The 23,515-nt window shown below is 61.4% G+C and carries 25 protein-coding genes and 1 pseudogene; 11 read left to right on the forward strand and 15 right to left on the reverse strand.

The features are described 5' to 3' along the window. Window positions 1–98, reverse strand: a pseudogene (locus ACQ4WN_RS22060) (IS1595 family transposase); the annotation flags it as partial. Between the two features lie 439 nt (window positions 99–537). Here ACQ4WN_RS22060 and ACQ4WN_RS22065 point away from each other — a divergent pair. The 5 genes from ACQ4WN_RS22065 (at window position 538) to ACQ4WN_RS22085 (ending at window position 5,323) form a co-directional block, all read left to right on the forward strand. Beyond that, window positions 538–2,085: a hypothetical protein gene (locus ACQ4WN_RS22065; RefSeq protein WP_436553456.1), complete on the forward strand. Its 1,548-nt coding sequence runs from the start codon at window positions 538–540 to the stop codon at window positions 2,083–2,085. Between the two features lie 61 nt (window positions 2,086–2,146). Continuing rightward, window positions 2,147–2,599: a hypothetical protein gene (locus tag ACQ4WN_RS22070; protein ID WP_436553457.1), complete on the forward strand. Its 453-nt coding sequence runs from the start codon at window positions 2,147–2,149 to the stop codon at window positions 2,597–2,599. A 2-nt stretch (window positions 2,600–2,601) separates the two neighbouring features. After that, on the forward strand, window positions 2,602–3,336 hold the full coding sequence (locus tag ACQ4WN_RS22075; RefSeq protein WP_436553458.1) for a C39 family peptidase: 735 nt from the start codon (window positions 2,602–2,604) through the stop codon (window positions 3,334–3,336). 29 nt (window positions 3,337–3,365) lie between these two features. Next, entirely contained in the window at window positions 3,366–3,869 is a 504-nt protein-coding gene (locus ACQ4WN_RS22080; protein ID WP_436553459.1) for a hypothetical protein, read from the forward strand. 116 nt (window positions 3,870–3,985) lie between these two features. Next, window positions 3,986–5,323 (forward strand): transporter, encoded by a 1,338-nt coding sequence (locus ACQ4WN_RS22085; RefSeq protein ID WP_436553460.1) that lies wholly within the window; start codon window positions 3,986–3,988, stop codon window positions 5,321–5,323. Window positions 5,324–5,368: 45 nt separating this feature from the next. Here the strand turns inward: ACQ4WN_RS22085 and ACQ4WN_RS22090 are convergent, their stop codons facing one another. Together ACQ4WN_RS22090 and ACQ4WN_RS22095 are read right to left on the reverse strand one after the other, a co-directional pair. Continuing rightward, window positions 5,369–5,917, reverse strand: coding sequence for a DUF2939 domain-containing protein (locus ACQ4WN_RS22090; protein ID WP_436553461.1), 549 nt, complete (start codon window positions 5,915–5,917; stop codon window positions 5,369–5,371). A gap of 196 nt (window positions 5,918–6,113) precedes the next feature. After that, window positions 6,114–6,371, reverse strand: a complete 258-nt coding sequence (locus tag ACQ4WN_RS22095; RefSeq protein WP_436553462.1) for a hypothetical protein — start codon at window positions 6,369–6,371, stop codon at window positions 6,114–6,116. A gap of 278 nt (window positions 6,372–6,649) precedes the next feature. On the opposite strand from ACQ4WN_RS22095, the gene ACQ4WN_RS22100 reads away from it, so the two are divergent. The 4 genes from ACQ4WN_RS22100 (at window position 6,650) to ACQ4WN_RS22115 (ending at window position 11,254) form a co-directional block, all read left to right on the forward strand. Then, complete coding sequence (locus ACQ4WN_RS22100; RefSeq protein ID WP_436553463.1) at window positions 6,650–8,248, forward strand: ABC-F family ATPase; 1,599 nt, start codon at window positions 6,650–6,652, stop codon at window positions 8,246–8,248. Window positions 8,249–8,493: 245 nt separating this feature from the next. Beyond that, window positions 8,494–9,627, forward strand: coding sequence for a quinolinate synthase NadA (gene nadA, locus ACQ4WN_RS22105; RefSeq protein WP_436553464.1), 1,134 nt, complete (start codon window positions 8,494–8,496; stop codon window positions 9,625–9,627). Further along, a complete protein-coding gene (gene nadC, locus ACQ4WN_RS22110) occupies window positions 9,624–10,490 on the forward strand; it encodes a carboxylating nicotinate-nucleotide diphosphorylase (protein WP_436553465.1) in 867 nt (288 codons plus the stop codon). Before nadA ends, nadC begins: the two co-directional genes overlap by 4 nt. Beyond that, a complete protein-coding gene (locus ACQ4WN_RS22115) occupies window positions 10,490–11,254 on the forward strand; it encodes a substrate-binding periplasmic protein (protein WP_436553466.1) in 765 nt (254 codons plus the stop codon). The genes nadC and ACQ4WN_RS22115 overlap by 1 nt, the downstream gene beginning before the upstream one ends. A 41-nt stretch (window positions 11,255–11,295) precedes the next feature. On the opposite strand, the gene ypfJ is transcribed toward ACQ4WN_RS22115, so the two are convergent. Further along, window positions 11,296–12,189: a KPN_02809 family neutral zinc metallopeptidase gene (ypfJ, locus tag ACQ4WN_RS22120; protein WP_436553467.1), complete on the reverse strand. Its 894-nt coding sequence runs from the start codon at window positions 12,187–12,189 to the stop codon at window positions 11,296–11,298. A gap of 153 nt (window positions 12,190–12,342) precedes the next feature. Here ypfJ and ACQ4WN_RS22125 point away from each other — a divergent pair, with 153 nt between their 5' ends. Next, on the forward strand, window positions 12,343–13,236 hold the full coding sequence (locus ACQ4WN_RS22125; protein ID WP_436553468.1) for a GNAT family N-acetyltransferase: 894 nt from the start codon (window positions 12,343–12,345) through the stop codon (window positions 13,234–13,236). Between the two features lie 6 nt (window positions 13,237–13,242). On the opposite strand, the gene ACQ4WN_RS22130 is transcribed toward ACQ4WN_RS22125, so the two are convergent. The 8 genes from ACQ4WN_RS22130 to ACQ4WN_RS22165 all read right to left on the reverse strand — a co-directional run bounded on the left by ACQ4WN_RS22130 (window position 13,243) and on the right by ACQ4WN_RS22165 (window position 18,779). Continuing rightward, on the reverse strand, window positions 13,243–13,401 hold the full coding sequence (locus tag ACQ4WN_RS22130) for a hypothetical protein (RefSeq protein WP_436553469.1): 159 nt from the start codon (window positions 13,399–13,401) through the stop codon (window positions 13,243–13,245). Continuing rightward, on the reverse strand, window positions 13,398–14,078 hold the full coding sequence (locus tag ACQ4WN_RS22135; RefSeq protein WP_436553470.1) for a DNA alkylation repair protein: 681 nt from the start codon (window positions 14,076–14,078) through the stop codon (window positions 13,398–13,400). The genes ACQ4WN_RS22130 and ACQ4WN_RS22135 overlap by 4 nt, the downstream gene beginning before the upstream one ends. Window positions 14,079–14,138: 60 nt before the next feature. After that, window positions 14,139–14,915 (reverse strand): peptidylprolyl isomerase, encoded by a 777-nt coding sequence (locus tag ACQ4WN_RS22140; RefSeq protein WP_436553471.1) that lies wholly within the window; start codon window positions 14,913–14,915, stop codon window positions 14,139–14,141. A gap of 105 nt (window positions 14,916–15,020) precedes the next feature. Next, entirely contained in the window at window positions 15,021–15,800 is a 780-nt protein-coding gene (locus ACQ4WN_RS22145) for a peptidylprolyl isomerase (RefSeq protein WP_077404793.1), read from the reverse strand. Between the two features lie 85 nt (window positions 15,801–15,885). Then, window positions 15,886–16,188, reverse strand: coding sequence for a BolA family protein (locus ACQ4WN_RS22150; RefSeq protein WP_436553472.1), 303 nt, complete (start codon window positions 16,186–16,188; stop codon window positions 15,886–15,888). After that, the gene (locus tag ACQ4WN_RS22155; protein WP_101481402.1) at window positions 16,185–16,814 is read right to left on the reverse strand and encodes a septation protein A; all 630 of its coding nucleotides are present in this window, start codon (window positions 16,812–16,814) and stop codon (window positions 16,185–16,187) included. The genes ACQ4WN_RS22150 and ACQ4WN_RS22155 overlap by 4 nt, the downstream gene beginning before the upstream one ends. 75 nt (window positions 16,815–16,889) lie before the next feature. Then, complete coding sequence (gene msrB / locus ACQ4WN_RS22160; protein WP_436553473.1) at window positions 16,890–17,291, reverse strand: peptide-methionine (R)-S-oxide reductase MsrB; 402 nt, start codon at window positions 17,289–17,291, stop codon at window positions 16,890–16,892. A 9-nt stretch (window positions 17,292–17,300) separates the two neighbouring features. Next, window positions 17,301–18,779 carry a protein adenylyltransferase SelO gene (locus ACQ4WN_RS22165; protein ID WP_436553474.1) on the reverse strand — a complete coding sequence of 493 codons (1,479 nt, stop codon included), beginning with the start codon at window positions 18,777–18,779 and terminating at the stop codon, window positions 17,301–17,303. Between the two features lie 214 nt (window positions 18,780–18,993). On the opposite strand from ACQ4WN_RS22165, the gene ACQ4WN_RS22170 reads away from it, so the two are divergent. Next, a complete protein-coding gene (locus tag ACQ4WN_RS22170; protein WP_436553475.1) occupies window positions 18,994–20,646 on the forward strand; it encodes a 3-(methylthio)propionyl-CoA ligase in 1,653 nt (550 codons plus the stop codon). A gap of 13 nt (window positions 20,647–20,659) precedes the next feature. Here ACQ4WN_RS22170 and ACQ4WN_RS22175 read toward each other — a convergent pair whose 3' ends face one another. From ACQ4WN_RS22175 to ACQ4WN_RS22185, 3 genes are read right to left on the reverse strand one after another with little or no spacing between them, the layout of a single operon-like run. After that, window positions 20,660–22,171, reverse strand: a complete 1,512-nt coding sequence (locus ACQ4WN_RS22175) for a chemotaxis protein CheW (RefSeq protein WP_436553476.1) — start codon at window positions 22,169–22,171, stop codon at window positions 20,660–20,662. After that, window positions 22,164–22,694, reverse strand: a complete 531-nt coding sequence (locus tag ACQ4WN_RS22180) for a chemotaxis protein CheD (protein WP_436553477.1) — start codon at window positions 22,692–22,694, stop codon at window positions 22,164–22,166. The genes ACQ4WN_RS22175 and ACQ4WN_RS22180 overlap by 8 nt, the downstream gene beginning before the upstream one ends. Next, on the reverse strand, window positions 22,691–23,515 hold the full coding sequence (locus ACQ4WN_RS22185) for a CheR family methyltransferase (RefSeq protein WP_436553478.1): 825 nt from the start codon (window positions 23,513–23,515) through the stop codon (window positions 22,691–22,693). The genes ACQ4WN_RS22180 and ACQ4WN_RS22185 overlap by 4 nt, the downstream gene beginning before the upstream one ends.

Consider the following 23,515-nt stretch of genomic DNA (forward strand, 5'->3'; position numbering starts at 1 on the left):
GGCGCTGCCCCGCGCAGCAGGGCGATGCTCGCCAGGCGTTGACGCTGGCTCAGTGCGGTGAACTGGGCGATGAAGGTTTTCCACTGGGCTGGCTGCATGGAAGACTCCCGTTTGTCTACTATGTACCGTCAGACAGCAGGGCCCCAGGAAAATTCTCGGAATTCCCCTACTTATCGGGGACAGAGCCAAGTTCTTTGCCCGGCGTGTGGATAGTCGCAGCTGTAACGGTGTAACAGGATTGAGACAGTCGCAGAACCGGCCTGGCGTCTTGCAAGTGCTTGATTCTGCGTCGATATCGCTGTTTTTTCAGGCTGTGGCTGAAAAGCGGGTGGCGCATGCCTGTGACAGTTTTCCGTGTTTTGTTTGTCAAGTTTCCGAGGGGAATGCCACGCAAGCCGACGGTCATCGAATTAGGCGTTTCAATTCAATGGCTTGGCCGAGTTCTTTACTGCTGGCACCAAATTTGCTGTGAAGCTGTGTACCTGACGAGTCAGTCTGGTGCCAGCATCCTGATCAACTTTTAAAGAGGAAACTGCAATGAAAAAAACTCTCATCGCGGCAGCGGTAGCGCTGGCCTTCGGCTTCAGCGCCCATGCCCAGAACAATGGCTCGACCAGGGTCGATGATGTCACGGGTAACAATACCCAGACGGCGAGCAACACCACGACACTGTCTGGCTCCGGGCCCGGGGCGAACGCGAACTCTACCGCTACGCAGGATAATAACTCGGACCGGAATAACGACAAGAGCACAGGGCAAAACAATAGCAGCGGCAACGCGAATGCCAGTGCGCTGGGCGCATCCGCGGCAAACAATGGCGGCACCAGCACCAGCAGCGCGGCAAATGCCTTCAATACTTCGACGGCAACTGCAGCGAGCACCCTGAGTGGCGCGGTGTCGGGCAACACGGTCAGTAACATCGGCAATGTCGCCATCAATAATGGCAGTACCAGCGGTGGCACAGGCATGGGGGGCGTCGGCGGCAGAGCACAGGGTGGCGATGCGTACGGCAAGGGTGGCGCCGGTGGTGCTGCCGCCGGTGGCGCTGGCGCGTCGGGTGCGAGCGGGGGCAACGCCAGGAATGGCAGTGCCACGAATGGCGCAGCGATGGTCGGTGACAGCACCGCAGGGGCCGGTGGTGCCGGTGGACTGGCCAGGAATGCCAGCAGCGGTGACGCCGGTGCTGGCGGAACAGGCGGCGCAGGTGGCCGCGGTGCGGCCGGTGGCGATATCTATGGCGGCAACGGCGGCAGGGGTGGCTTGGCAGGCAGTGCCGCGGGCGGCGCTGGCGGCACGACTGGCGCCACGGCAGGCGGCAACGGTGGTGACAGTGGCCAATCCATCGGTGGTGCTGGTGGCGACGGTGGCAACAGCCGCAGCGCCGCTGGCGGGGCGGGCGGCAGCGGCGCTGCCGGCAGCATGGCCAGGAATGCGGGTGGCGGCACGTCTACCTCGACCGGTGGTACAGCGACGGGCGGCGCCGGTGGTGCCGGTGGCACCAATACGGCTGGAGCAGGTGCCGCAGGCGGGGGAAGTGGTTCCGGTGCCGGTGGTGCTGGCGCTGCATTGACGAGTACGGGCGGCGCCGGGGCCGCCGCAACTGGCGGTACGGGTGGTGCCGGTGGTGCCGGTGCCGGTGGCACCAGTACTGGCGGCAGCGGCGCCGCAGGTGCGGCTGGCGGCAGTGGTGGCGGCAGCGGAATGGCGCAAAACACGGGCGGCGCCGGTGCGGCTGGCGGCAGTTCGAGCAATGGCAGTGCGACAAACGGCTCGCCTTCGAACGGCAGTGCCATTGCCGGTGCTGGCGGTGCTGGCGGTGCTGGCGGCGGCAGCAATAGCGGTGGCGTCGCCGGTAGCGGTGGCACCAACACGGGCGGCGCGGCAACTGGCGGTGCCGGCGCTGGCGGCGCTGGCGGTGCCGGTGGCGCGGTGGCCGTCAATGCCGGTGCATTCGATATGTCCAACACGATGAGCGGTACCGCGCAGTCGGCGGCAGGCTTGCTGGTTATCAGCCAGAACAGCGGCATTTCTTCGCTGATACAGCAAAGTGTGACGGTGCAGGCCAATCTGGCAGTGGGACACTAGGCTAGCGCTTGCTTGGTGTCAGGCTCCGCCGTGGCCATGCTGCGGCGGAGCATCACAAGTCATGAACAAGGGGATGAGCATGCGCCTTTTTTTTCATTCGATATGCTGTGCCAGTCTGGCCTGCGTTTCCACAGGTGTCATGGCTGCACAGGAAGCAAGGGCGCTGCCCTTGCTTGCGGGGCCAGAGTATAGTCTGCCGATTATTGTCGCTCCGCCCGCGTCGCTGACCGCGCTGATGCCGCTGACGGCGGATGTGACGTTTGCCTTGGCCCTTGGCCGGGCGGCTGGCGAATCCGCCCTGGATCAGGCGCGTGGCGGTACCGATACGGTTACCAATGAAGCACGTCTGAGCGGTTTCGTCACTGGCAACTCGGCCAGCTACGTCAGCACGGGGGCCAACACGATCGATGGCGCCGCGTTTGCCAACGCTTCCGGCATCCCCATCGTCATTCAGAATTCGGGGGCCAATGTGTTGATCCAGAACGCCACCATCATCAATTTGCAGTTGCGCTAGGCATGGCCACGACTCGCACATGCTCGCTGCTCACGCTTTGCCTGCCCTTGCTGGGCGGCGTAGCATTGCCAGGCGCGGGCGCGACGGATATCGGCGCATTCGGCGCCCGTTTTCAAGTGCCGCTGGTCAGCATGCGCGAGGCGCGTTTCCAGCGCACCTTGCATCAGCAATACGACTTCAGTTGTGGGTCCGCTGCGGTGGCCACCCTGTTGACCCATCATTACGCCGATCCCGTGACGGAAGAGTTTGTTTTTGAACAAATGTATAAGCAAGGTGATCAGCAAAAGATTCGCAAAGAGGGATTTTCCTTGCTCGATATCAAGCGTTTTCTGGCAAGCCGGGGCTTTCTGGCCGATGGGTTTCAGTTGCCGCTCGATAAGTTAGCGGAGGCGGGCTTTCCCGCCATTGTGCTGGTGGCCGAAAAAGGCTATCGGCATTTTGTCGTAGTCAAGGGGCTGAACCAGAGCCGCGTGCTGATCGGCGATCCTGCCGGTGGCACCCGTGCCATGCCGCGCGCCGGTTTCGAGGCGATCTGGCAGGGCCGTTTGCTGTTTGTAATCCATGGCCATGCGACGCCGTCCGCACCAGGCCCTGAGGCTGACGTGGCGATGCAGGCAGCCCGCTTCAATGATGCCGATGACTGGCGCGCGGCGCCGCAAGCGCCACTGGGACTGGCGATCAGCCGCAGCGGGCTCGATCAGCTCACTATGCCGAAGAATGACGGTGGGAATTTCTAATGGCGGGCAAACGCCACGCAGGAGGATGTATGCACAAGAAAGAGCGGTTTGCCGCTGCCAGCCTGGCGTGCCTGCTTGTCGTTGCGCACAATACTGACGCCGCACTGCCGGAAGCGGGATGGGTGGCGGTCAGCGAGGAAACGCTGGGGCAGGCACGAGGCGGCTTCGACATGCCAGGCGGCTTGAGCCTGTCTTTGGGCATAGAGCGCCTGGTCAGCATCAATGGCAACGTGGTTTCCAGCGTGGCGTTCACGATTGCCGACGTGGCGCACCTGAGCGTTGAAGAAGCGAGCCTGGCGCGCACGGCCATCTCGTCGATGAATGTCTTGCAAAATGGCAGCGGCAATGTGTTTTCGCCAGGCCCGATGGCGCAAACGATGGCCGGCACCGTGATCCAGAACAGCTTGAATGACCAGGTCTTGCGTACCCAGACGATCGTCAATAGCAGCGTGAACAGTCTTCAATTGCTGAAGCTGGCGAACTTCCAGGATAGCTTGCAAAATGCACTAGGCGGTGTTGCAGGTCCCAGATAGCGTTTTTAGCAAGCCGTCTGGCGTCCCCGGGCGGCATCGTGCAGTAGCGCAGGGCCGTTGCGGTTGTGCTGCCAGGGCCGGCTACTGATAGGCAGGGCTTGTCATCGGGAGAGACTATGCGGCATCTTTACTTATTGCGATTTGGTACGGCGGGTGTATCGGCGATTGTGCTGTGTGCAGCCGTTCAGGCCCAGCAAGTGCCCGGCGCCAGCCAGGACGATCTGGTGGCGCAGCTGGAAAGCCTGAAAGCGCAATTGGCCGAACAGAGGCACCTGCTGGAGGCGCTGCGCGCATCGATGCATGATCAGCAGCGCCGCATCGACGTGCTGCAAGGCAATGAACCTGTCGACAATAACAGCCTGGCCAGACAGCGGGGCACGGGGTTGCGGGCGGCATACTTGTCGCTGGCGGACATCCAGGACGCCGGGTCCGCTCCACAGGCGCCGTCACCGCAGCCGCCCCAGCCGGTGGGAGTGGCGCCAAGCCCGCCCGTCCGGCCGCCCGAAGTGGCGCCCCTTTTCGAGCAACCCGGGGTGCTGACGCCGAAGGGGAGCTACGTGCTGGAACCGTCGATGCAATTCGGCTACTCGTCCAGCAACCGGGTCGCCCTGGTCGGCTACACCATTATTCCCGCCTTGCTGATCGGCTTGATCGATGTGCGCGAAGTCAAGCGCAATACCCTGACCGGCGCGCTGACCGTGCGCACCGGCTTGACTAACCGCCTTGAAGTCGAAGCCAGGGTGCCTTATGTGTATCGCTCCGATGCTACCGTCAGCCGCGAACTGTTCACCGGCACCGCCTCGGAGCGGGTGTTCGGTACGAGCGGGCGCGCCTTGGGCGATATCGAGGTGGCCGCCCGTTACCAACTGAATAATGGCGGTGCCGACAAGCCATACTACGTGGCCGGCTTGCGCTTCAAGTCGCGCACCGGACGCGATCCCTTCCAGGTCGTCACGGACTGTACGCAGCGCTGCGTGGGGGAAAATGCGACGGGTACGGGCTTGCCGCTGGACTTGCCCACCGGCTCAGGTTTCTATTCCCTGCAGCCCAGCCTGACCTGGCTGTACCCGTCCGATCCGGCCGTATTCTTTGGCAGCATCAGCTACCTGCACAGCTTCAAGCGTACGGATGTCAGCCGCCTGGTGCTCGATGGCGCGCGCGAACCGTTGGGCACCATCGAGCCGGGGAAAATTTTCGGCGTGAATTTCGGCATCGGCCTGGCGCTGAATGAAAAGGCGTCGCTCAGCCTGGGCTACGATCACAGCAGCGTCGGTCGCACGCGTCAAAATGGCGTGACCGTCCCCGGTTCCGTACGCACGCAACTGGGTACCCTGCTGATGGGTTTTTCGTATCGCCTTAGCAAGGATCGGAGCTTGAATGTGTCTGTGGGCGCCGGTCTGACGCGCGATACGCCCGATGTTTCCATATCAGTCAGGTTGCCGATGACCTTTTGAGTGCGGGCGGCAGGCAAGGCAGCCCCAACAGGCTGCCGCTCGCTCCTAGCGGCCAGCCATCGCCGCCGCCACCTCGATCGAACTCAGCTTCCAGCCCCACACGCCGTGGCGCTGCAGCACCAGCGCGCCATTCTGGCGGCTGTCGTCCTTCGCGCGCACGACGAAGGTGTTCACGCCGGCATAGCCTGCCGAATAGTCGGCCTTTTTCTGCGCGCCATCGGCAGGCGCATCCACATTACCTTCTGCTTCCGCCTGCGGGCTGACGGCGCTTTTGTTGACCAGTGCCACCACGCCGGCGGGCGAGACCATGGTGTCGACCATTTTGCCCAGCATGGCGCTGGCGATCGACTGCCCCAGGGCAGCCAGCGGGTTGCCGCTGCCGGCAGTCGCCTCGATGCTGCGCGCCATGCTCGCTTCCAGTTGCGCCTTGACGCTGGCGCGCAGGGCGGGGAAGTCCACATGCCCGGCCAGGGCCTCGGCGTTGCGCTCGGCCAGTGCGGTCTTGATCTGATGCAAGGCATAGTACGGCGACGCATAGGCGCTGGCGGCGATGCCAATGGCGGCCACGGCGGCGGTGATGGTGATTTTTTTCAAGTGGAGCCTGAGAGGTGGAAAGGGATTGAAGTGTTTGTCCTGCCATTTTACTGCGCGCCTGGCGGCGCGGCGCCATGATGGCGTGCGCTGCAAACCCGGTCGTGCCGCAGGGCGTTATCGGGTCGCAAGCGAGGCGCCTGTCACATCCTGCCTGGCGAAGGCGGCGTGCCGGCGCAGCGGTCTGATGCGGGTGGGGCTATTGCTTGCCTTGAATCGTCCCTGGGGATTGCAGGGCGTCCAAGAACTCCTTGGGGTCGACATTCCTTGCTTCCGTATTGCCGCCGCAATTCCTGGCGATCATGGTGCCGAGCGATACGCTGGAGCTGGGTTTGCACTTGTTGGCGGCGAGCTTGGGCGTGCCATCGTCCGCGGCAGGTTCGGGGGCGGCGCAGCCAGCCAGCGACAATGCAGCAATGCTGATCAATAAATAATGGTAACCAGAAAACATTTTCATGCTTATTACCTTTCGTGATGATACACATTCGTTGAAGGAGGTGAGTTGATTGTAACAAAACATAGATCATTTGCTATGATATTTTTTTCAAGTAATATTGGCGAGCGGATGGTCGAGTTATTCGATGAAAATGTCGGCCATCGGCCCGGTCCCTGCCCATCCCGATTGCGCCCAGCGGCCCTTTCCCTCGCTGGCTATAGAGGGATGAGGGTGGGTGCTGTATAATGGGAGAAAAGTACTTAACTAGCTGTTTTAACTGAATAAAGACCTAATATCACATGCTTTCAACCGCAAACATTACGATGCAGTTTGGCGCCAAGCCATTGTTTGAGAATATCTCCGTCAAGTTCGGCGACGGCAACCGCTATGGCTTGATCGGCGCCAACGGCTGCGGCAAATCGACGTTCATGAAGATCCTGGGCGGCGACCTGGACCCGTCGGGCGGTAACGTCATGCTCGATACCAACGAGCGCCTGGGCAAGCTGCGCCAGGATCAATTTGCCTTTGAAGACATGCGCGTGCTCGACGTGGTCATGATGGGTCACACGGAAATGTGGGCCGCCATCCAGCAACGCGACGCGATCTACGCGAACCCGGAAGCGACCGACGACGATTATATGCAGGCGGCCGATCTGGAAGGCAAAGTGGCCGAATACGACGGCTACACGGCCGAATCGCGTGCGGGCGAACTGTTGCTGGGCGCCGGTGTCGCCATTGAGCTGCATCAAGGCCCGATGAGCAATGTCTCGCCAGGCTGGAAGCTGCGCGTGCTGCTGGCGCAGGCGCTGTTCTCGAACCCGGACATCCTGCTGCTCGACGAGCCGACGAATAACCTGGATATCAACACAATTCGCTGGCTGGAAGACGTGCTCAACGAGCGCAACTCCACCATGATCATCATTTCCCATGATCGCCACTTCCTGAACCAGGTCTGCACCCACGTGGCCGACATGGACTATGGCACCCTGAAGATTTACCCGGGTAACTACGACGAGTATATGTTCGCCTCGACCCAGGCGCGTAACCAGCAGCTGGCCAACAACGCGAAAGCGAAAGACAAGGTTGCCGAGCTGCAGGAATTCGTGCGCCGCTTCGCCGCCAACAAATCGAAGGCCCGCCAGGCCACATCGCGCGCCAAGCAGATCGAAAAAATCAAGGTCGATGACATCAAGCCATCGTCGCGTGCCTATCCGTTCGTGCGTTTCGACGGCGAAAAGAAATTGCACCGCCTGGCCGTGGAAGTCGAGAATATCTCGAAAGGTTTTGACCGCCAGCTGTTCAAGAATTTCAGCATCATGGTCGAAGCGGGCGAGCGCATCGCCATCATCGGCGCCAACGGCGCCGGCAAGACCACCATGCTGCGTTGCATCGCGGGCGACATCGCCGGCCTGCAGCCAGACCAGGGCCGCGTGAAGTGGGCGGAAAACGCGAATGTCGGCTACATGCCGCAAGACCCGACGGAAGATTTCGCCAAGGATACCAACCTGACCGACTGGATCGGCCAGTGGACGAAAGAGGGCGACGATGACCAGGCCGTGCGTTCCATCCTGGGCCGCTTGCTGTTCGGTGGCGACGATGTGAAAAAGGCCGTCAAGGTGTTGTCCGGTGGAGAAAAGGGCCGCATGATGTACGGCAAGCTGATGCTGGGCCGCCACAACGTGCTGATGCTCGATGAACCGACCAACCACATGGACATGGAATCGATCGAATCCTTGAACATCGCGCTGGAAAAATACGCTGGCACCCTGATCTTCGTCTCGCATGACCGCGAATTCGTGTCTTCGCTGGCCAACCGCATCATCGAGATCAAGGAAGATGAAGTGGTCGACTATCGCGGCAACTATGAGGATTACCTCAAGAGCCAGGGTATCGATTAAATACCTGATCAAACCTCGCGCGTCGCGTTTTGTGGCCTGTGATGCTCACCGTACTTTGTACGGTGCGCTTCTTGGCCGCAAGGGCGCGCCGAGCCTCGCTGCCGCTCGCTACGATTTATCGGGCGTTTGGAAAGCTGGTGGTGTACTCTGGTATCACCCACACCGACGCGCCGCGGTTTTTTCGTTCCGGCGCACCTGCTTCATTGTGTTCGTGCCGGTCTACCCCGTTTTTGTTTGACACAGCCATGCAAACTTTAGCCATCAAATCCGTCGAGTATGAACATCCACAAGACGGAGCCAGCTGCACTGCCCACGCCTGGGCACGCACGCCAGCGACGCCATCCCCGGCTGAAAAAGCCGAACTGATCACGCGCATCAAGCGCCTGCTGATCGAGCGCGAAGCCGTGCTCGTTGCCCACTACTACGTTGATGCTGACCTGCAAGACCTGGCCGAAGCGACGGGCGGCTGCGTCTCCGATTCCCTGGAAATGGCCCGCTTCGGGCGCGACCATCCGGCCAAGACCCTGGTCGTGGCCGGCGTGCGCTTCATGGGCGAAACGGCAAAAATCCTCAGTCCCGAGAAAACCGTGCTGATGCCGGACCTCGACGCGACCTGTTCGCTCGACCTGGGCTGCCCGGTGGATGAATTTACGGCCTTCTGCGACGCCCATCCGGACCGCACGGTGGTGGTCTACGCCAATACCAGCGCTGCCGTGAAGGCGCGCGCGGACTGGATGGTGACATCATCCATCGGCCTCGACATCGTTGCCCACCTGCATGCGCAGGGCAAGAAAATCCTCTGGGCGCCCGACAAGCACCTGGGCTCATACATCCAGAAGGAAACGGGCGCCGACATGCTGCTGTGGCAGGGTAGCTGCCTGGTGCATGACGAATTCAAGGGCATCGAACTCGATTTGCTCAAGGAAGAGTATCCGCAAGCCAAGGTGCTCGTGCACCCGGAGTCGCCCGCCAACGTGGTGGCGCTGGCCGACATGGTCGGTTCGACGTCGCAAATGATCGCGGCAGCGCAAAGCATGGACACGGACACCTTCATCGTCGCCACCGACAACGGCATCCTGCACAAGATGCGCGCGGCCGCGCCGGGCAAGCGTTTCATCGAAGCGCCCACGGCCGGCAACAGCGCCACGTGCAAAAGCTGCGCACACTGCCCGTGGATGGCCATGAACGGCTTGCTGAACCTGGCGCAAACGCTGGAAAACATGCACAACGAAATCCACGTCGATCCCGCCGTCGGCCAGCTGGCCGTGCGCTCGATCAATCGCATGCTCGACTTCGCCGCCGCCAAGAAGGCGGGCCTCAAGCCGGGCGCGGACCTGGCAAAAGAAACCACATTGTTCCAAGGAATCGGTCCAGCATGAGTAACCTCGTTAATTCTTTCGCTCCTTTCGATGCGGCCCTGGCGCGCGCGTTCGAGGGTAATTTGCTGGCCGCCTTGCTGGAAGACGTGGGCCAGTGCGACCTGACGGGCGAACTGGTGCCGCCCGACCACATCGTCACGGCCAGAGTCATCGTGCGCGAAGCCGCCGTGCTGTGCGGCGCGCCGTGGTTCGAAGGCATCATGAAAAGCCTGGACCGCAGCATCGATATTGCCTGGCATTACGCCGAAGGCGACATGATGACGGCCGACAGCGTCGTGTGCACGATCCAGGCGCCGGCGCGCGCCTTGCTGACGGCCGAGCGCAGCGCCCTCAATTTCCTGCAACTGCTGTCGGCGGTCGCCACGGCCACGCGCCAGTATGTCGATGTGATCGCCGGCACCAAGGCATCCATCCTGGACACGCGCAAGACTTTGCCTGGCTTGCGCCTGGCGCAAAAGTATGCGGTGCGCGTCGGCGGCGGCAAGAACCAGCGCCTGGCCCTGTACGACGGCATCCTGATCAAGGAAAACCATATCGCGGCGGCGGGCGGCGTCAGCCAGGCCCTGGAAAACGCGCGCAACCTCGACGCGGGCGTGCCCGTGCAGATCGAGGTGGAAACCCTGGCGCAATTGCAGGAAGCGCTGGACGCGGGCGCCGTCTCCGTCTTGCTCGATAACTTCAGCAACGACATGATGCGCGCAGCCGTGGCCTTGACGAATGGCCGCGCCTTGCTGGAAGCGTCGGGCGGCATCAACTTCGACACGGTGCGCGCGATTGCCGAAACAGGCGTGGACCGCATCTCGATCGGCAGCCTGACCAAGGATGTGCGGGCTACCGATTACTCCTTGCGCATCGTCGGCTGATGAGAAGGGCAGGGCGGCGCTTGCTGGCCCTGGCGCTGCTGTGGCCCGTGCTGCTTGTGCCATCGCAGGCGCCAGCCCGGGAACTGCTGGCCGTGGGCGCGCAGTTCGAACGCGTGTTCGAGTATCAGGACAGCGGCGAATATGGCGGACTGGGCGCGGAACTGCTGCGCCTGATGGCGGCGCGCACGGGTCATACCGTGCGTTTTCGCATGGTGCCGTGGGCGCGCGCGCAAGCCATGCTGGCGCAAGGCCAGGCCGATATCCTGATCGGCCCCTACAAGACGCCTGAGCGCATCGCCAGCATGGCGTTTTCCGACAAGCCGTTTTACCAGGACCAGATGGTCTTTTATACGCGCCAGGATGCCAGCTTCGGCTGGGATGGAGACTACGCGATGCTGAAGAATCGCAGGGTGGTGCTGCTCAACGGCTGGGCCTATGGCGCAGACTGGGAGCGTGTGCGGCCCGGCTTGCAGGTCAGCGTTGCCAACAATGTGGAAAATGGCTTGAAGATGCTGGTGCACAATCACGTCGACGTGTTCGTCAGCAACCGCCGTAACACCGACCCCGTGATTGGCCGCCTCGGCTATGGGCGACAGGTGAAACCATTGCCCAAGGTCATCGAAGTACAGAATGGCTATTTCGCTTTTCCCCGCTCGCCCGCCTTCGACAAGTTGCGCCTGCAGTTCGACCAGGAACTGAATAGTTTGATCGAGACGGGCGAACTGAAACGGCTGGGCAAACGCTACGACGTTGGCATGCCCTGAGCGCATGCCGCCGACCAGGCGGCATGCTTGCTTTGCCTGTATTACAGCTGGCGCGCCTCAAACGTGTTGCACTGGGAAATCTGGCCGCTCTCGATACCCTTGCTGAACCAGCGCACGCGCTGCTCCGAGGTGCCGTGCGTAAACGAGTCCGGCACCACATGGCCTTGCGACTGGCGCTGCAACGCATCGTCGCCGATGGCCGTGGCCGCTTTCAGGGCCGCTTCCACATCGCCCTGTTCCAGGATTTTGCGGTCCTGGTTCGCGTGGAATGCCCACACGCCGGCAAAGCAGTCGGCCTGCAATTCCAGGCGCACGGACATGGCGTTGGCCTGGCGCTCCGATTGCGTGCGGCGCGCCTTGTCGACCTTCTCGGACAAGCCCAGCAGGTTCTGCACGTGGTGGCCCACTTCATGCGCGATCACGTAGGCTTCGGCAAACTCGCCCGAGACCTTGAAGCGCTGCTGCATCAGATTAAAGAAATCGAGGTCCAGGTAGACTTTCTGGTCGCCCGGGCAATAGAAGGGACCGCTGGCGCTCTGGCCCGTGCCGCACGCCGTCGGCGTGCTGCCCGAGTACAGGACCAGCTTGGGTTTCACGTAGCTGCCGCCTTCGGCCTTGAACAGGGCGCCCCAGGTGTCTTCCGTATCGGCCAGCACGGTTTTCACGAAGCGGGCCATTTCGTCCGATTCGGGTGGCTGGCGCGCGGGCGCCTGGCTTTGCTGGGTGCTGACCTGGCCGCCACCGCCGCTGAGCAGATTCAGCAAGGTCAGGGGATTGACGCCCAGCACATACGAGCCGACGAGGGCGATGACGATGGTGCCAATGCCGATCGAGCGTCCGCCAAAACCAAAGCCGCCGCCCCCACCGCCCCCACCACCGTCTTCGCCACGGCGGTCTTCCACATTGTCGCTTTCGCGATTGCCTTCCCATTTCATGATATCTGCTCCTGCTGCGATTTGCGATTGATTGGTCACGCCTCAAGATGGCTCTTGGGACGAATCTTATAATTATCGCAGCAAACCGCGCCGCGACAGGAGCGACAGTGTTACGCTTTGCAACTTTCCAACCACATCACAACAGGTGCACGCATGGTGCTTGCCAACGATACACGCATTTCGCCCACGGCGGTGGTCCAGGCACAACTGGACGCCTACAATGCACACGATGTGGCAGCCTTGCTGGCCATCTATGCCGATGATGCGCAGCAATTCCAGCATCCCGATACCTTGCTGGCCACGGGCAGTGCGCAGATCGGCCGCCGCTTCACGGCCCGTTTCGCCGCCAGCCGGCCGCAGGCGCAGTTGCTCAACCGTATCGCCTGCGGCAAGCTGGTGATCGACCATGAAATCGTCCATGGCGACACGCCAGGCGGTCTTTCCGCGCAGGAACTGGTGGCGACATATGAGGTAGAGCAGGGACGCATCGCGCGCGCCTGGTTCAGCTTTGGCGCCTTGACCAGCCTGCGCGTGGCGCTGCCGAACGATGTGCCGCAAATGAACGCACTGATCGCCCGTTCCGGCGTGGAACTGAGCGCCGGGTTTTATAGTGAAGAGCAGGCCGAGTCCGTGGCGCGCCATGTATTCGGCGTCGATACGCAGCTCGTTGCCGACCAGACATATTTCGTGATCGAACGTGACGGTGCCATGCTGGCCTGTGGCGGCTGGAGCCAGCGTGCCACCCTGTACGGCGCCGACCGCGCCAAGAGCGGGCCGGACCCGCTGCTCGACCCGGCCAGCCAGCCGGGTCGCATCCGCGCCTTCTTTGTCGAGCCCGCTAGCGCGCGCCAGGGCCTGGGCAGCATGCTGATGCGCCATTGCGAACGGCAGGCGCTGGCCGCCGGTTTCAGTGCGCTGGAACTGGCCGCCACCTTGCCCGGCGTGCCGCTGTACCTGGCCAGTGGCTTTGCCGTCACGGAAGATTTCTACCTCGACTTGCCTGGTGACATCAAACTGCCGCTGACGCGCATGCACAAGCGGCTGTAGCCTTACTTACCTGGGATGCGGGACTTGCTCTCCGCTGGCGGCCTGCAGGCAGCAATCGTCCAGGCGCATGATGCCCGTTTCCAGGGGCAGGGGAAACGGGGCAAGCAAGTCACTCGTGCCGGACCGGGATGCCGTGCGGCGCTTGCTCGTCGGGCAGGCGTTCAAGGTGGCTGGTGCTTCAACGCTTCGCGGCGGCTGAGTGGCGATAGTTGCTGGCGGTGCGCGTTGACAAACGCCGTCACCGCTTCGGGCGCGTGGCGCGCGTAATCGCGCAGGGCCCAGCCGATGGCCTTGCGGATGAAAAACTCGTCTTCATGCGCCAGCACCAGGGCCGCGTCAAATAACCAGGCGGCATTCGTGTCGTCGCGCCAGCCCAGCTGGTGCAGCATGGCGATGCGGCGCAGCCAGAAGTCGTCGTGGCGCAAGGCCGGGACCATATGCGCATGGCCATCGCCGCCACGCCGCAGCTCCGCCTGCAGCACATCGCCGATGACGCCCGTCATGCCGTCGACGCTGTCCCACCAGGCGCGCTGGCGCGCCAGTGCCAACAGGGCGGGGAGGTGATCGATGCTCAGCTGGCGCACGTGCAGGGCCAGCATGTCGAGCGCCACGTGCTGGTATTCGCGCTGTGGCTGTTGCCACAGCAGTTGCGCGTGTTCCAGCAACGTTCCGGGATCGATGCCCTTCATGCCCGCCAACAAGTCCCTGACGGCCAGGCGGCGCTGCGGCGCTGCCACGCCCAGGAAAATGAACTGGTCGCGCATATAGGCTTGCATGGGTGCGGCACGGGTGGGGTCGGCGACTGTTTCGAGCGCTATTCTTAATTCTTCATGTAGATTCATGGCATTTTCAGGCGTAAAAAAAAAGCGCTCCGTGGAGCGCCTTTTCATCTTCATCCAATATTACTGGATTTTTGCCTTCTTCATCAACTCATCGCGGTAAGCGGCGAGTTTCTTCTGTTGCAGCGACTCGGCTACTTGACCCTTGACTTCTTCCAGTGACGGCAGCTTCGTCGGACGGGTTTCTTCCAGCTTGATCACGTGGAAGCCGAATTGCGATTGCACGGGCGTTTGCGTGACCTGGCCTGGTTTCAGGGCAACCATGGCGTCGGAGAATGGCTTCACGTACGAAGCTGGGCTAGCCCAGTCCAGGTCGCCGCCATTGGCTGCCGAACCGTCTTTCGATACTTTCGCCAGTTCTTCGAACTTGGCGCCGCCTTTCAGCTTGGCGATGATGTCTTTCGCTTCGGCTTCGGTGGCCACCAGGATGTGGCGTGCATGGTATTCCTTGTCGCCGGCCTGTGCCTTGAACTTGTCGTACTCGGCCTTGATTTCAGCATCCTTGACAGGGTTCTTCTTCACGTAGTCGGCCAGCAGGGCGTTGATGATGATGCTTTGACGGGCATTGTCGATCTGCGACTTGACTTCCGGACGCGTGCCGTAGCCTTGCTTGTCGGCTTCCTGGATCAGCACTTCACGGCCGATCAGGTCTTTCTTGATGGCTTCGCGCAATTGCGGCGAATCGGCTTGCTTGCCTTGGGCGACGACTTGCTTGACGACCTGGTCAACGCGCGACGATGGGATGGCCTTGCCATTCACGGTGGCGACGTTTTGCGCGAATGCAGGGATCGCGACAACGGCGACCAGGGCTAAGATCAGGCGGGCTGGCTTCAAAATCATGTTCATTCCTAATAGATATACAAAAAGTTTGCGTCTGCCGGGCAGTGCGCATTCAGGCGCAGAATACACGACCGGCGCCGAAAGGGGCGCCGGGGAGGTCAGTTCTTACTGAACTTTTGCTTTTTTGATCATTTCTTCCTGATATGCTTGCAGTTTCTTTTGCTGCAGCGCTTCGGCGATCTGTGGCTTGACTTCTTCCAGGGTCGGCAGTTTTGCCGCGCGGGTGTCGTCCAGCTTGATCACGTGGAAACCGTTAGGCGTTTGCACCGGGGTGTCGGTGACCTGGCCTTTTTGCAGTTTCACGAAGGCGTCGGAGAACACTTTCGGGAAGGACGATGGCGCTGCCCAGTCCAGGTCGCCGCCATTGTCGGCCGAACCGGCATCTTTCGATTGCTTGGCCAGGTCTTCGAACTTGGCGCCGCCTTTCAGCTTGGCGATGATGTCTTTCGCTTCAGCTTCGGTGGCCACCAGGATGTGGCGCACATGGTATTCCTTGTCGCCGGTCTGGGCCACGAAGCGGTCGTATTCAGCCTTGATTTCAGCGTCGTTGACAGGATTCTTTTTCAGGTAGTCGCCGACCAGGGCGTTGATGACGATGGCCTGGCGCGCGTTCTCGATTTGCTGCTTGACGGCTGCATCTTTACCGAAACCTTTGTTTTCCGCTTCTTGCATCAGCACTTCACGGCCGATCAAGTCCTTCTTGATCATTTCGCGCAGTTGCGGCGAATCCGGTTGCTGGCCTTGGGCGACGACTTGCTTGACGACTGCATCAACGCGCGACGATGGAATAGGCTTGCCATTAACAACGGCAACATTTTGCGCAAAAACAGGTACCGCGACAACGGCGAGTAGTGCGATCAGCAAGCGGGCTGGCTTAAAAGTCATTATTAAATCCTGTTAGGGAAAGTTTCGTAAAAAACGCATGGAAAGAAATTGATAACATGGCTCGGGTACGCCAAAAACGCCATCCTTACACTACTTCGGACGGCGCCAGGGCCACAATTGCCAATGCATGTATCTCATTATGCATCATATCGTGCACGGAATCATACACCAGACGATGACGCATGACGAGCCTGAGCCCCTCAAATTGACTAGAAATAATGCGTAGATTGTAATGGCCTCCGCCCGAGGCGGCGCCCGCGTGGCCCCGGTGGCGCGCCGAGTCGTCTTCCAGCACGCATTCCAGAGGAGAAAGTGCCGTTTCCAGGCGGGTACGAATGCGCTGCATCCGCGTTTCCGGCGAAGTATTCTCGGTGGTGGTATTGATCATGCGTCTTCCTTGATATGTTTGGCCAGGAACAGGGTTTGCGCCACGATGAACGCAAAGAAAATGCCCGTCGCGCCAAAGGCCTTGAAACTGACCCAGGCGGCCATGTCGCCCTTGTACAGCACGAAGGCCACGAACAGGTTCAGTGCACCGATGACGCCAAAGAAGATGATCCAGGCGGCCAGCAACTGGTTCCAGACGGCATCAGGCAATTGCACTTGCGCTTCCATGGTTTTGCGGATCAGGTTTTTCTTGAAGCCCACGTGGGCGATCAAGAGGGCCAGGCCGGACAGCCAGTAGATCAGGGTCGGCTTCCATTTCAGGAAGAAATCGTCATGCAGGTAAATGCTGGCGCCGCCGAACACGACAAAGATGAACAGCGATAGCCACAGCATGCCGTCGACCTTGCGGCCGCGCAGCAGCAGATAGCTGACCTGGCAGGCGGTGGCGACGATGCCGACCAGGGTGGCGAGTATCCATGGCGCCTGGTCAGCCTTGATCAGGCCGCCGGACACGAAGCCGGACAAATATTGCTGCACGAAATCGTGCGTGGCCGCTTCATACATGCCGCCCAGCTTGAAGGCGGCGAAGAAGGCGATCAGGGGGAATAGGTCGAATAGAAATTTCATGGCGAGACTTTACACTGGTCTTATTAGAATCATCTTAGGAATGGCTTAGGAGTAATGCCCAAGCCATTGCCGGCATCAAGGCTGCGGATCGAAGCGCAAAGAAGCCGAATTGATGCAATAGCGCAAGCCGGTCGGCGGCGGGCCGTCCGGGAAGACGTGGCCCAGGTGGGCGTCGCAGACGGCGCAGACGATTTCCGTGCGCTCCATGCCGTGGCTGCGGTCGACGATCTCCGTCACGTTGGCCGGGTCGAGGGCCTGGAAATAGCTGGGCCAGCCGCAGCCGGAATCGAACTTGGTATCCGAGGCGAACAGGGGCGTATTGCAGCAGACGCAGGTATAGATGCCGTGTTCATGGTGGTCCCAGAACTTGCCCGTGAAGGCGCGCTCCGTAGCCGCGTGGCGCGTGACTTCGTATTGCATCGAGTCGAGCATGGCGCGCCATTCGGCGTCGGTTTTTTTGACTTTATTGGTGGTCATAATGACTCCTCAGGATGAGCAACTGACTTCAAGGTGGCTGGCCCAGTCGGGCGGCAGGGCCGCATAGTGCTGGTGTTCGGGCTGTTCGTCAAATGGCTTTTGCAGTATTTCCAGCAATTTTGTCACTTCGGTATAGTCCTGCTGCTGGGCTTTTTCGATGGCGACCTGGGCCAGATAATTGCGCAGCACGTATTTCGGGTTGACCTGGTTCATGGCGGCCTGGCGCTGCGCATCGACGCTATTGTCTTGCAACAGGCGCGCGCGGTAACTCACCGCCCAGGCATCGAAGGCGGGGCGATCGATGAACATATCGCGCAGCGCCGTGTCATGTTCGGGGCTGGCCATTTGCAAGGTCGACAGGGCGCGGAAGAAGTTGGTGAAATCCACGTGATTGGCTTGCATCAGCGCAAACATGCTGTCGAACAGCGCCGTGTCTTCATCTTGCACCGTACGCAAGCCCAGCTTGGTGCGCAGCAAGGCATTCATCTTGTCCGCAAAGGCGCTCTGGTAGCTGTCCAGCGCCGCCTGCGCCAAGTCCACTTCGCCGATCAGCGGCAGCAGCGCCTGGCCCAGCGCATAGCAGTTCCAGTGGCCCACCTGCGGCTGGTTGGCGTAGGAATAGCGACCTTGCTGGTCCGTATGGTTGCAGATGTGCTCGGCGTCAAACGCTTCCATGAAGCCGAAGGGGCCGTAATCGAGGGTCAGGCCCAGAATCGACATATTGTCCGTATTCATCACGCCATGCATGAAGCCCACGGCTTGCCAATGCGCAATCATGTGCGCCGTGCGCACGCACACTTCGGCCAGCAAGGCCTGGTAGGGGTTTGATGCGGCGCGCAAATGGGGATAAAAGCCATCGATGACGTAATCGGCAAGGATTTTCAGCTCGTCCGGTTTCTTGCGGTAAAACCAGTGTTCGAACGAACCGAAGCGCACAAAACTGGGTGCCATGCGCGTGACGACAGCCGCCGTTTCCACCGTTTCGCGCATGATGCCTTGCTGCGACCCCATGATGGACAGCGCGCGCGAAGTGGGAATGCCCAGCGCCGCCATGGCTTCCGAACACAGGAATTCGCGGATGGACGAGCGCAGCACGGCGCGACCATCCCCCATGCGCGAATACGGCGTGGCGCCGGCACCTTTCAGCTGCAGCTCCATCGGACCATGTTCGGTGGCGATATCGCCCAGCAGGATGGCGCGGCCATCGCCCAGTTGGCCGGCCCAGACGCCGAACTGGTGGCCCGAGTACACGGCCGAGAGGGGGATGGAGCGCTCGGCCACGACATTGCCGATCAGCAGATCCACAAAGCCAGGTTCGGCCAGGCGCGTGGCATCGAGACCGATCAGACTTGCTGCCGGCGCGCTGGCTGCAACAAAGTAGGGCGCGGGCAGGGGCGTGGGCATCAATCGCGTATAGAACGCGGGTGGCAAGGCCGCAAAGGTGTTATCCAGTGGTAAGGTAGGAGCGGTGATGGCGATTCCATTCAAGTCAATGCGCCGGCAAGGTGCGCCAGGCTGAAACACGATTTTACCGCACGGCGCGAAGGTTCGTACCGGACGCGGGCACGGCAAAAAAACGGAATCGAAAATTCCATGCTGCAATGCAATATCGAAATGCGTTGACGATTTCCGCACGACCGTACGAAACTAAGGAAAGTCTGTAAATTCCAACAATAACCGAGTATCCAGCCCAGGAGACACGATGTCGGCATTCCCCTTGAGTCCAGTGATGGGCCAGATGATGAATCAGCCCCTGCTGATTTCCAGCATTATCGAGTTTGCAGCGCGTCATTATGGAGGCAGCGAAATCATTTCTCGGCGGGTGGAGGGCGATATGCACCGCTACACCTACCGCGATTGCCACCAGCGCGCGCGGCGCCTGGCGAACGCCTTGCATGGCCTCGGCGTCGGCATGGGCGACCGGGTCGCCACCCTTGCCTGGAATGGTTACCGCCACCTGGAAGCCTATTATGCCGTGTCAGGCTCGGGCGCCGTGCTGCATACCATCAATCCGCGCCTGTTTCCCGACCAGATCGCCTATATCTCGAATCACGCGCAAGATCAGGTTTTACTCTTTGATTTGACCTTTTTGCCGGTGGTCGAGAAAATCGCCGCCGACTGCACCTTCGTGCGCCACTTCGTGCTGATGTGCGACCGCGAGCGCATGCCCGCCAGCAGCACCATCCCTGACCTTCTGTGCTATGAAGACTTGATCGCCACGCATTCCGACGAGTACACCTGGCCCTTGTTCGACGAGAATGCGGCGGCCACCCTGTGCTACACGTCCGGCACGACGGGCAACCCCAAGGGCGCCCTGTATTCGCACCGCTCGACCGTGCTGCACGCGTATGCCTCGGCCATGCCCAGCGCCCTGAACGTGCGCGCCTCGGACACGGTGCTGCCCGTGGTGCCCATGTTCCACGTGAATGCCTGGGGCTTGCCATATTCCGTGCCCCTGTCCGGCGCGCGCATGGTATTTCCCGGCGCGGCACTCGATGGCAAATCGCTGTACGAACTGTTCGAGGCGGAAAAAGTGACCTTCTCGGCGGGCGTGCCCACCGTCTGGCTGGGCCTGCTGAACCATGCCTTGCAAAATAACTTGCAATTTTCCACCTTCCGCCGCACGGTGATCGGCGGCGCGGCTTGCCCGCCGGCCATGATGGATACCCTGATCGACAAGTTCGATATCGAGGTCATCCACGCCTGGGGTATGACGGAAATGTCGCCGCTGGGCACGGCCGGCGGCTTGCAGACCAAGCACCTGGACTTGCCGAAGGACGAGCAGCGCAAGATCCTGCAAAAGCAGGGCCATGCCATCTACGGCGTGGACATGAAAATCGTCGATGACGATGGCAAGGAATTGCCGTGGGATGGCATCAGCTATGGCCATCTGCTGGTGAAAGGGCCGTGGATCATTGCCTCGTATTACAAGAACGAGGGCGGCGAAGTGCTGCAGGATGGCTGGTTCCCCACGGGCGACGTGGCCACCATCGACACGGATGGCTACATGCAGATCACAGACCGCAGCAAGGATGTGATCAAGTCGGGCGGCGAGTGGATCGGCACCATCGACCTGGAAAACCTGGCCATGGCGCACCCGGCCGTGCTGCAGGCGGCATGCATCGGCGTATTTCACCCGAAATGGGATGAGCGCCCCGTGCTCGTGGTGGTGCTGCGGCCCGGCATGACGGTCACGCGCGAAGCCTTGCTGCAATTTTTTGAAGGCAAGATCGCCAAGTGGTGGACGCCCGACGACGTGCTGTTCGTCGACGCCTTGCCCATGGGCGCGACGGGCAAGATCCAGAAGAACAAGCTGCGCGAGCAGTTCAAGGGCCACCAGCTGCCCGGCATGTAGCGCTTTAGCGTGCTTATGCGGCTTGCGGCAGCGCCGAGCCCAGCTTTTCCAGCAAATGATCGCATTGGAAAACGGACAGGGTCTGGCGCTGCGCCTGCGTGCCGATATCGATCATTTCATCCATTTCACTGCGCAAGTCGTCATGTTCTCCCGTGCGGATGATTTGCGGCGCCGCGAAGCGCTGGCTGTCGGAAATGGTCATGATGTTGTCGACATGGTCGACAAGGAAGCCGTAGCGCTCGCTACCCCGTTCCACGATGAGGATCTTGCCGGCGCCCGTGTCAGGCAGGGCCGGCATGGCGTACAGCTGGCGCAAGTCGATGATGCTGATCATTTGCTGACGCAAGTTCAGCATGCCGCGCATGCAGGCCGGCATGCCCGGCGGCGTGGTGATGGCGCCGCTGAAGTCGATGATTTCGCGCACCTGGCCGATTTCCACGGCGAAGCGGGTTGCCACGGTAAACGTGATGTAGACGCGGCGCTGCGCCTGGCGCGTGGCGGCCGTGGCCGTTTCCGCGTCGTTTGGATACAGGCGCTTGTGGCCGTCACGCATCTCGACGATCTCCGCCTGCGACAGGATGCCCTTGTGGTCGAGGAAAATGATGTCGCCCAGGCCGTCTTTCGTGATGCAACCGGCGAACATGGCCGCGCGCGCCTTGCTCAGCAGGGGAATCGGCAGCACTTCATCGCCAAAGAAATGCACGATGCTGTCGACGGAGTCGACGAGAAATCCCACGCTCGTGTCATCGAGGCGCACGACGATGATGCGCTGCTCCAGCGTGGCCGCCTTGGCCCCGTTGCCGGACCCGGCCGCTTGCAGCAGGGTACCGAAATCGACGACGGCCACCTGGCTGCCGCGAAAATGCATGCGGCCAAGGCACAGCTCGCTATTCAGCAGGGAGCCGTGCAGTTCGGGCACTTTGATGATTTCCTGGATGGCCAGCATTTCGAAGGCAAACGTGGCCCCGGCCGCATGGAAGCTGACGCACTGCCGGCGCTCGCTTTGCGCATGGTAGCGAGCCGTGTTCAGCTTGGCGCCTGTCGCCTGCAGGGTCAGCACATGGGGCACGTTTTCGATGCGCAGCAAGGCGTGCGGGTCGAGGATTTGCAGCAGGCGCGCGCCGCCGTCGAGCAATATCGTGCCGGCGATGATGGCGTGCGCGTCGCCGGCCGCATACTGCAAGGCACTGCGCGCGCTGGCCGGCACGCGCAGGATGTCGCCCGTATCCTGGAAGACGACGCCGATCAGCACTTGCTGGAAGTCGAGGATGGCGATCTTGTCGGTGGCCACGGCGCGCGGCGCATCGGCGCGGAACAGCAGCCCCAGGTTGACTACCGGAATGACACTGCCGCGCAAGGTGAACATGCCTTCCAGATACGCGGGCGACAGGGGCAGGGCGGTGACTTTCGCGGGGTAGTTCACCACTTCGCGGATGCAACTGGCGGGCAGGGCGAATTCATCGTCGCCCAGATGGAATGAACCGAACAGTTCGGTGGGAGTGTCGTGCCCTTCATGCCTATCCATATGCGCTTTCCTTGCGTGGAGTCAAGCCGGGTTGCGCCACCACATCGGTGACGGCGTAGCTGTGGTGGGCGCAATCGATCAGCAACTGGCGCCCGTGGCGTCCGCCCAGCGCGCAAAAACTGACGTGCAAGCCGCACTGGTCCAGGTATTTTTGCGCCGCTGCCGCGTTTTGCCGCCCTACCTGCAGGCGGCCATGACCATTGTCAGGGCCGAACATGCTGGCGCCGCCCGCCAGCACCACGTCGATATCGGCGTAATCGGCCTGGCGCACGCCCATCAGGCGCAGTAGCGAGGGCACGGCCTGGCTCACATAGCGCGCCCCCAGGCTGCTGTCGGCGCCCGGCGCTTCCGGCAGCAAACAATGGGCCAGGCCGCAGCACGGGCCATTCTTCCAGATGAAGCCGATGCCGATGCAGGAGCCGAGCAAGGCTTGCAGCTGCTCGCCCTGCGTACCCACGCCCAGTTGACCCATGCCAACCAGGTGCAGCGGCGGCGCGTCCGCCTGAGTATGCGTGTGAATCATGCCAGTCCCGCCTTGTAAATCATGGGAAACTCGAATTGATAGCCGGTACCCAGGCGGGCGATGGTTTCCGATTCGCCCAGGATCAGCCGGCCCTCGTCCTTGAGGCTCAGGCGGGCCTGGCGCAGCACGGTTTCCTGGTGCTCGGCATCGAAATAAATCAGCACATTGCGCAGGAAGACCAGGTCGAATTGCCGTGCCGGACGCAACGCTTCGAGCAGATTGTGCTGCGCAAAGCTGACGTGCTGCCGCAGCTCTTCGTTGACCTTGACGCCATATGGCGCGGGCGTAAAATATTTGCGCAACAAGTCCGGGTGCGACAAGCGGATGCGCTCGACGGAACGCCCGCTGTATTGGCCCACCCGCGCGGCGCCCAGGATTTGCTGCGAAATGTCGCTGGCCAGGATCTGGTAGCGGAAAGCGGGCGCTTGCAGTTTGAATTGCTCGCACAGCATGGCGATCGAATACAGCTCTTCGCCGCTGGCCGCCGCAGCCGACCAGATTTCCAGGCAGCCGCCCGGATGGGCGCGGGTCCAGGCGGGCAGGTAGTGGTCGCGGAAGTAATCCCAGATCGAGGGTGTACGGAAAAACAGGGTGTCGTTGGTGGTCACCAGGTCGATGAAATGGGCCACCTCGTCACGGTCGCTGGCCACCCGTTCCAGGTAAGCCTGGTAGCTGTGCAGAGACAGCGCCTGCAGCCGGGGCTGCAAGCGCCGCTCCAGCAAGACGCTCTTGCGCGCAGTCATGGCGATGCCCGTATGTTCGCGCACCAGCGCAATCAGGCGCGTCAGCACCTCGGGCGTTAAGGTGGCCGCATGGCTCAT

The organism is Janthinobacterium pasteuri (genome assembly GCF_051380775.1).
Lineage (GTDB): Bacteria > Pseudomonadota > Gammaproteobacteria > Burkholderiales > Burkholderiaceae_D > Janthinobacterium.

Bases quoted from the DNA above. Each gene is read 5' to 3' on its own strand.
- ACQ4WN_RS22065 (WP_436553456.1), top strand. From the start codon at position 538: ATGAAAAAAACTCTCATCGCGGCAGCGGTAGCGCTGGCCTTCGGCTTC.
- ACQ4WN_RS22070 (WP_436553457.1), top strand. From the start codon at position 2,147: ATGAACAAGGGGATGAGCATGCGCCTTTTTTTTCATTCGATATGCTGT.
- ACQ4WN_RS22075 (WP_436553458.1), top strand. From the start codon at position 2,602: ATGGCCACGACTCGCACATGCTCGCTGCTCACGCTTTGCCTGCCCTTG.
- ACQ4WN_RS22080 (WP_436553459.1), top strand. From the start codon at position 3,366: ATGCACAAGAAAGAGCGGTTTGCCGCTGCCAGCCTGGCGTGCCTGCTT.
- ACQ4WN_RS22085 (WP_436553460.1), top strand. From the start codon at position 3,986: ATGCGGCATCTTTACTTATTGCGATTTGGTACGGCGGGTGTATCGGCG.
- ACQ4WN_RS22095 (WP_436553462.1), bottom strand. From the start codon at position 6,371: ATGAAAATGTTTTCTGGTTACCATTATTTATTGATCAGCATTGCTGCA.
- ACQ4WN_RS22100 (WP_436553463.1), top strand. From the start codon at position 6,650: ATGCTTTCAACCGCAAACATTACGATGCAGTTTGGCGCCAAGCCATTG.
- nadA (WP_436553464.1), top strand. From the start codon at position 8,494: ATGCAAACTTTAGCCATCAAATCCGTCGAGTATGAACATCCACAAGAC.
- nadC (WP_436553465.1), top strand. From the start codon at position 9,624: ATGAGTAACCTCGTTAATTCTTTCGCTCCTTTCGATGCGGCCCTGGCG.
- ACQ4WN_RS22115 (WP_436553466.1), top strand. From the start codon at position 10,490: ATGAGAAGGGCAGGGCGGCGCTTGCTGGCCCTGGCGCTGCTGTGGCCC.
- ypfJ (WP_436553467.1), bottom strand. From the start codon at position 12,189: ATGAAATGGGAAGGCAATCGCGAAAGCGACAATGTGGAAGACCGCCGT.
- ACQ4WN_RS22125 (WP_436553468.1), top strand. From the start codon at position 12,343: ATGGTGCTTGCCAACGATACACGCATTTCGCCCACGGCGGTGGTCCAG.
- ACQ4WN_RS22135 (WP_436553470.1), bottom strand. From the start codon at position 14,078: ATGAATCTACATGAAGAATTAAGAATAGCGCTCGAAACAGTCGCCGAC.
- ACQ4WN_RS22140 (WP_436553471.1), bottom strand. From the start codon at position 14,915: ATGATTTTGAAGCCAGCCCGCCTGATCTTAGCCCTGGTCGCCGTTGTC.
- ACQ4WN_RS22145 (WP_077404793.1), bottom strand. From the start codon at position 15,800: ATGACTTTTAAGCCAGCCCGCTTGCTGATCGCACTACTCGCCGTTGTC.
- ACQ4WN_RS22150 (WP_436553472.1), bottom strand. From the start codon at position 16,188: ATGATCAATACCACCACCGAGAATACTTCGCCGGAAACGCGGATGCAG.
- ACQ4WN_RS22155 (WP_101481402.1), bottom strand. From the start codon at position 16,814: ATGAAATTTCTATTCGACCTATTCCCCCTGATCGCCTTCTTCGCCGCC.
- msrB (WP_436553473.1), bottom strand. From the start codon at position 17,291: ATGACCACCAATAAAGTCAAAAAAACCGACGCCGAATGGCGCGCCATG.
- ACQ4WN_RS22170 (WP_436553475.1), top strand. From the start codon at position 18,994: ATGTCGGCATTCCCCTTGAGTCCAGTGATGGGCCAGATGATGAATCAG.
- ACQ4WN_RS22175 (WP_436553476.1), bottom strand. From the start codon at position 22,171: ATGGATAGGCATGAAGGGCACGACACTCCCACCGAACTGTTCGGTTCA.
- ACQ4WN_RS22180 (WP_436553477.1), bottom strand. From the start codon at position 22,694: ATGATTCACACGCATACTCAGGCGGACGCGCCGCCGCTGCACCTGGTT.
- ACQ4WN_RS22185 (WP_436553478.1), bottom strand. From the start codon at position 23,515: ATGAGCCATGCGGCCACCTTAACGCCCGAGGTGCTGACGCGCCTGATT.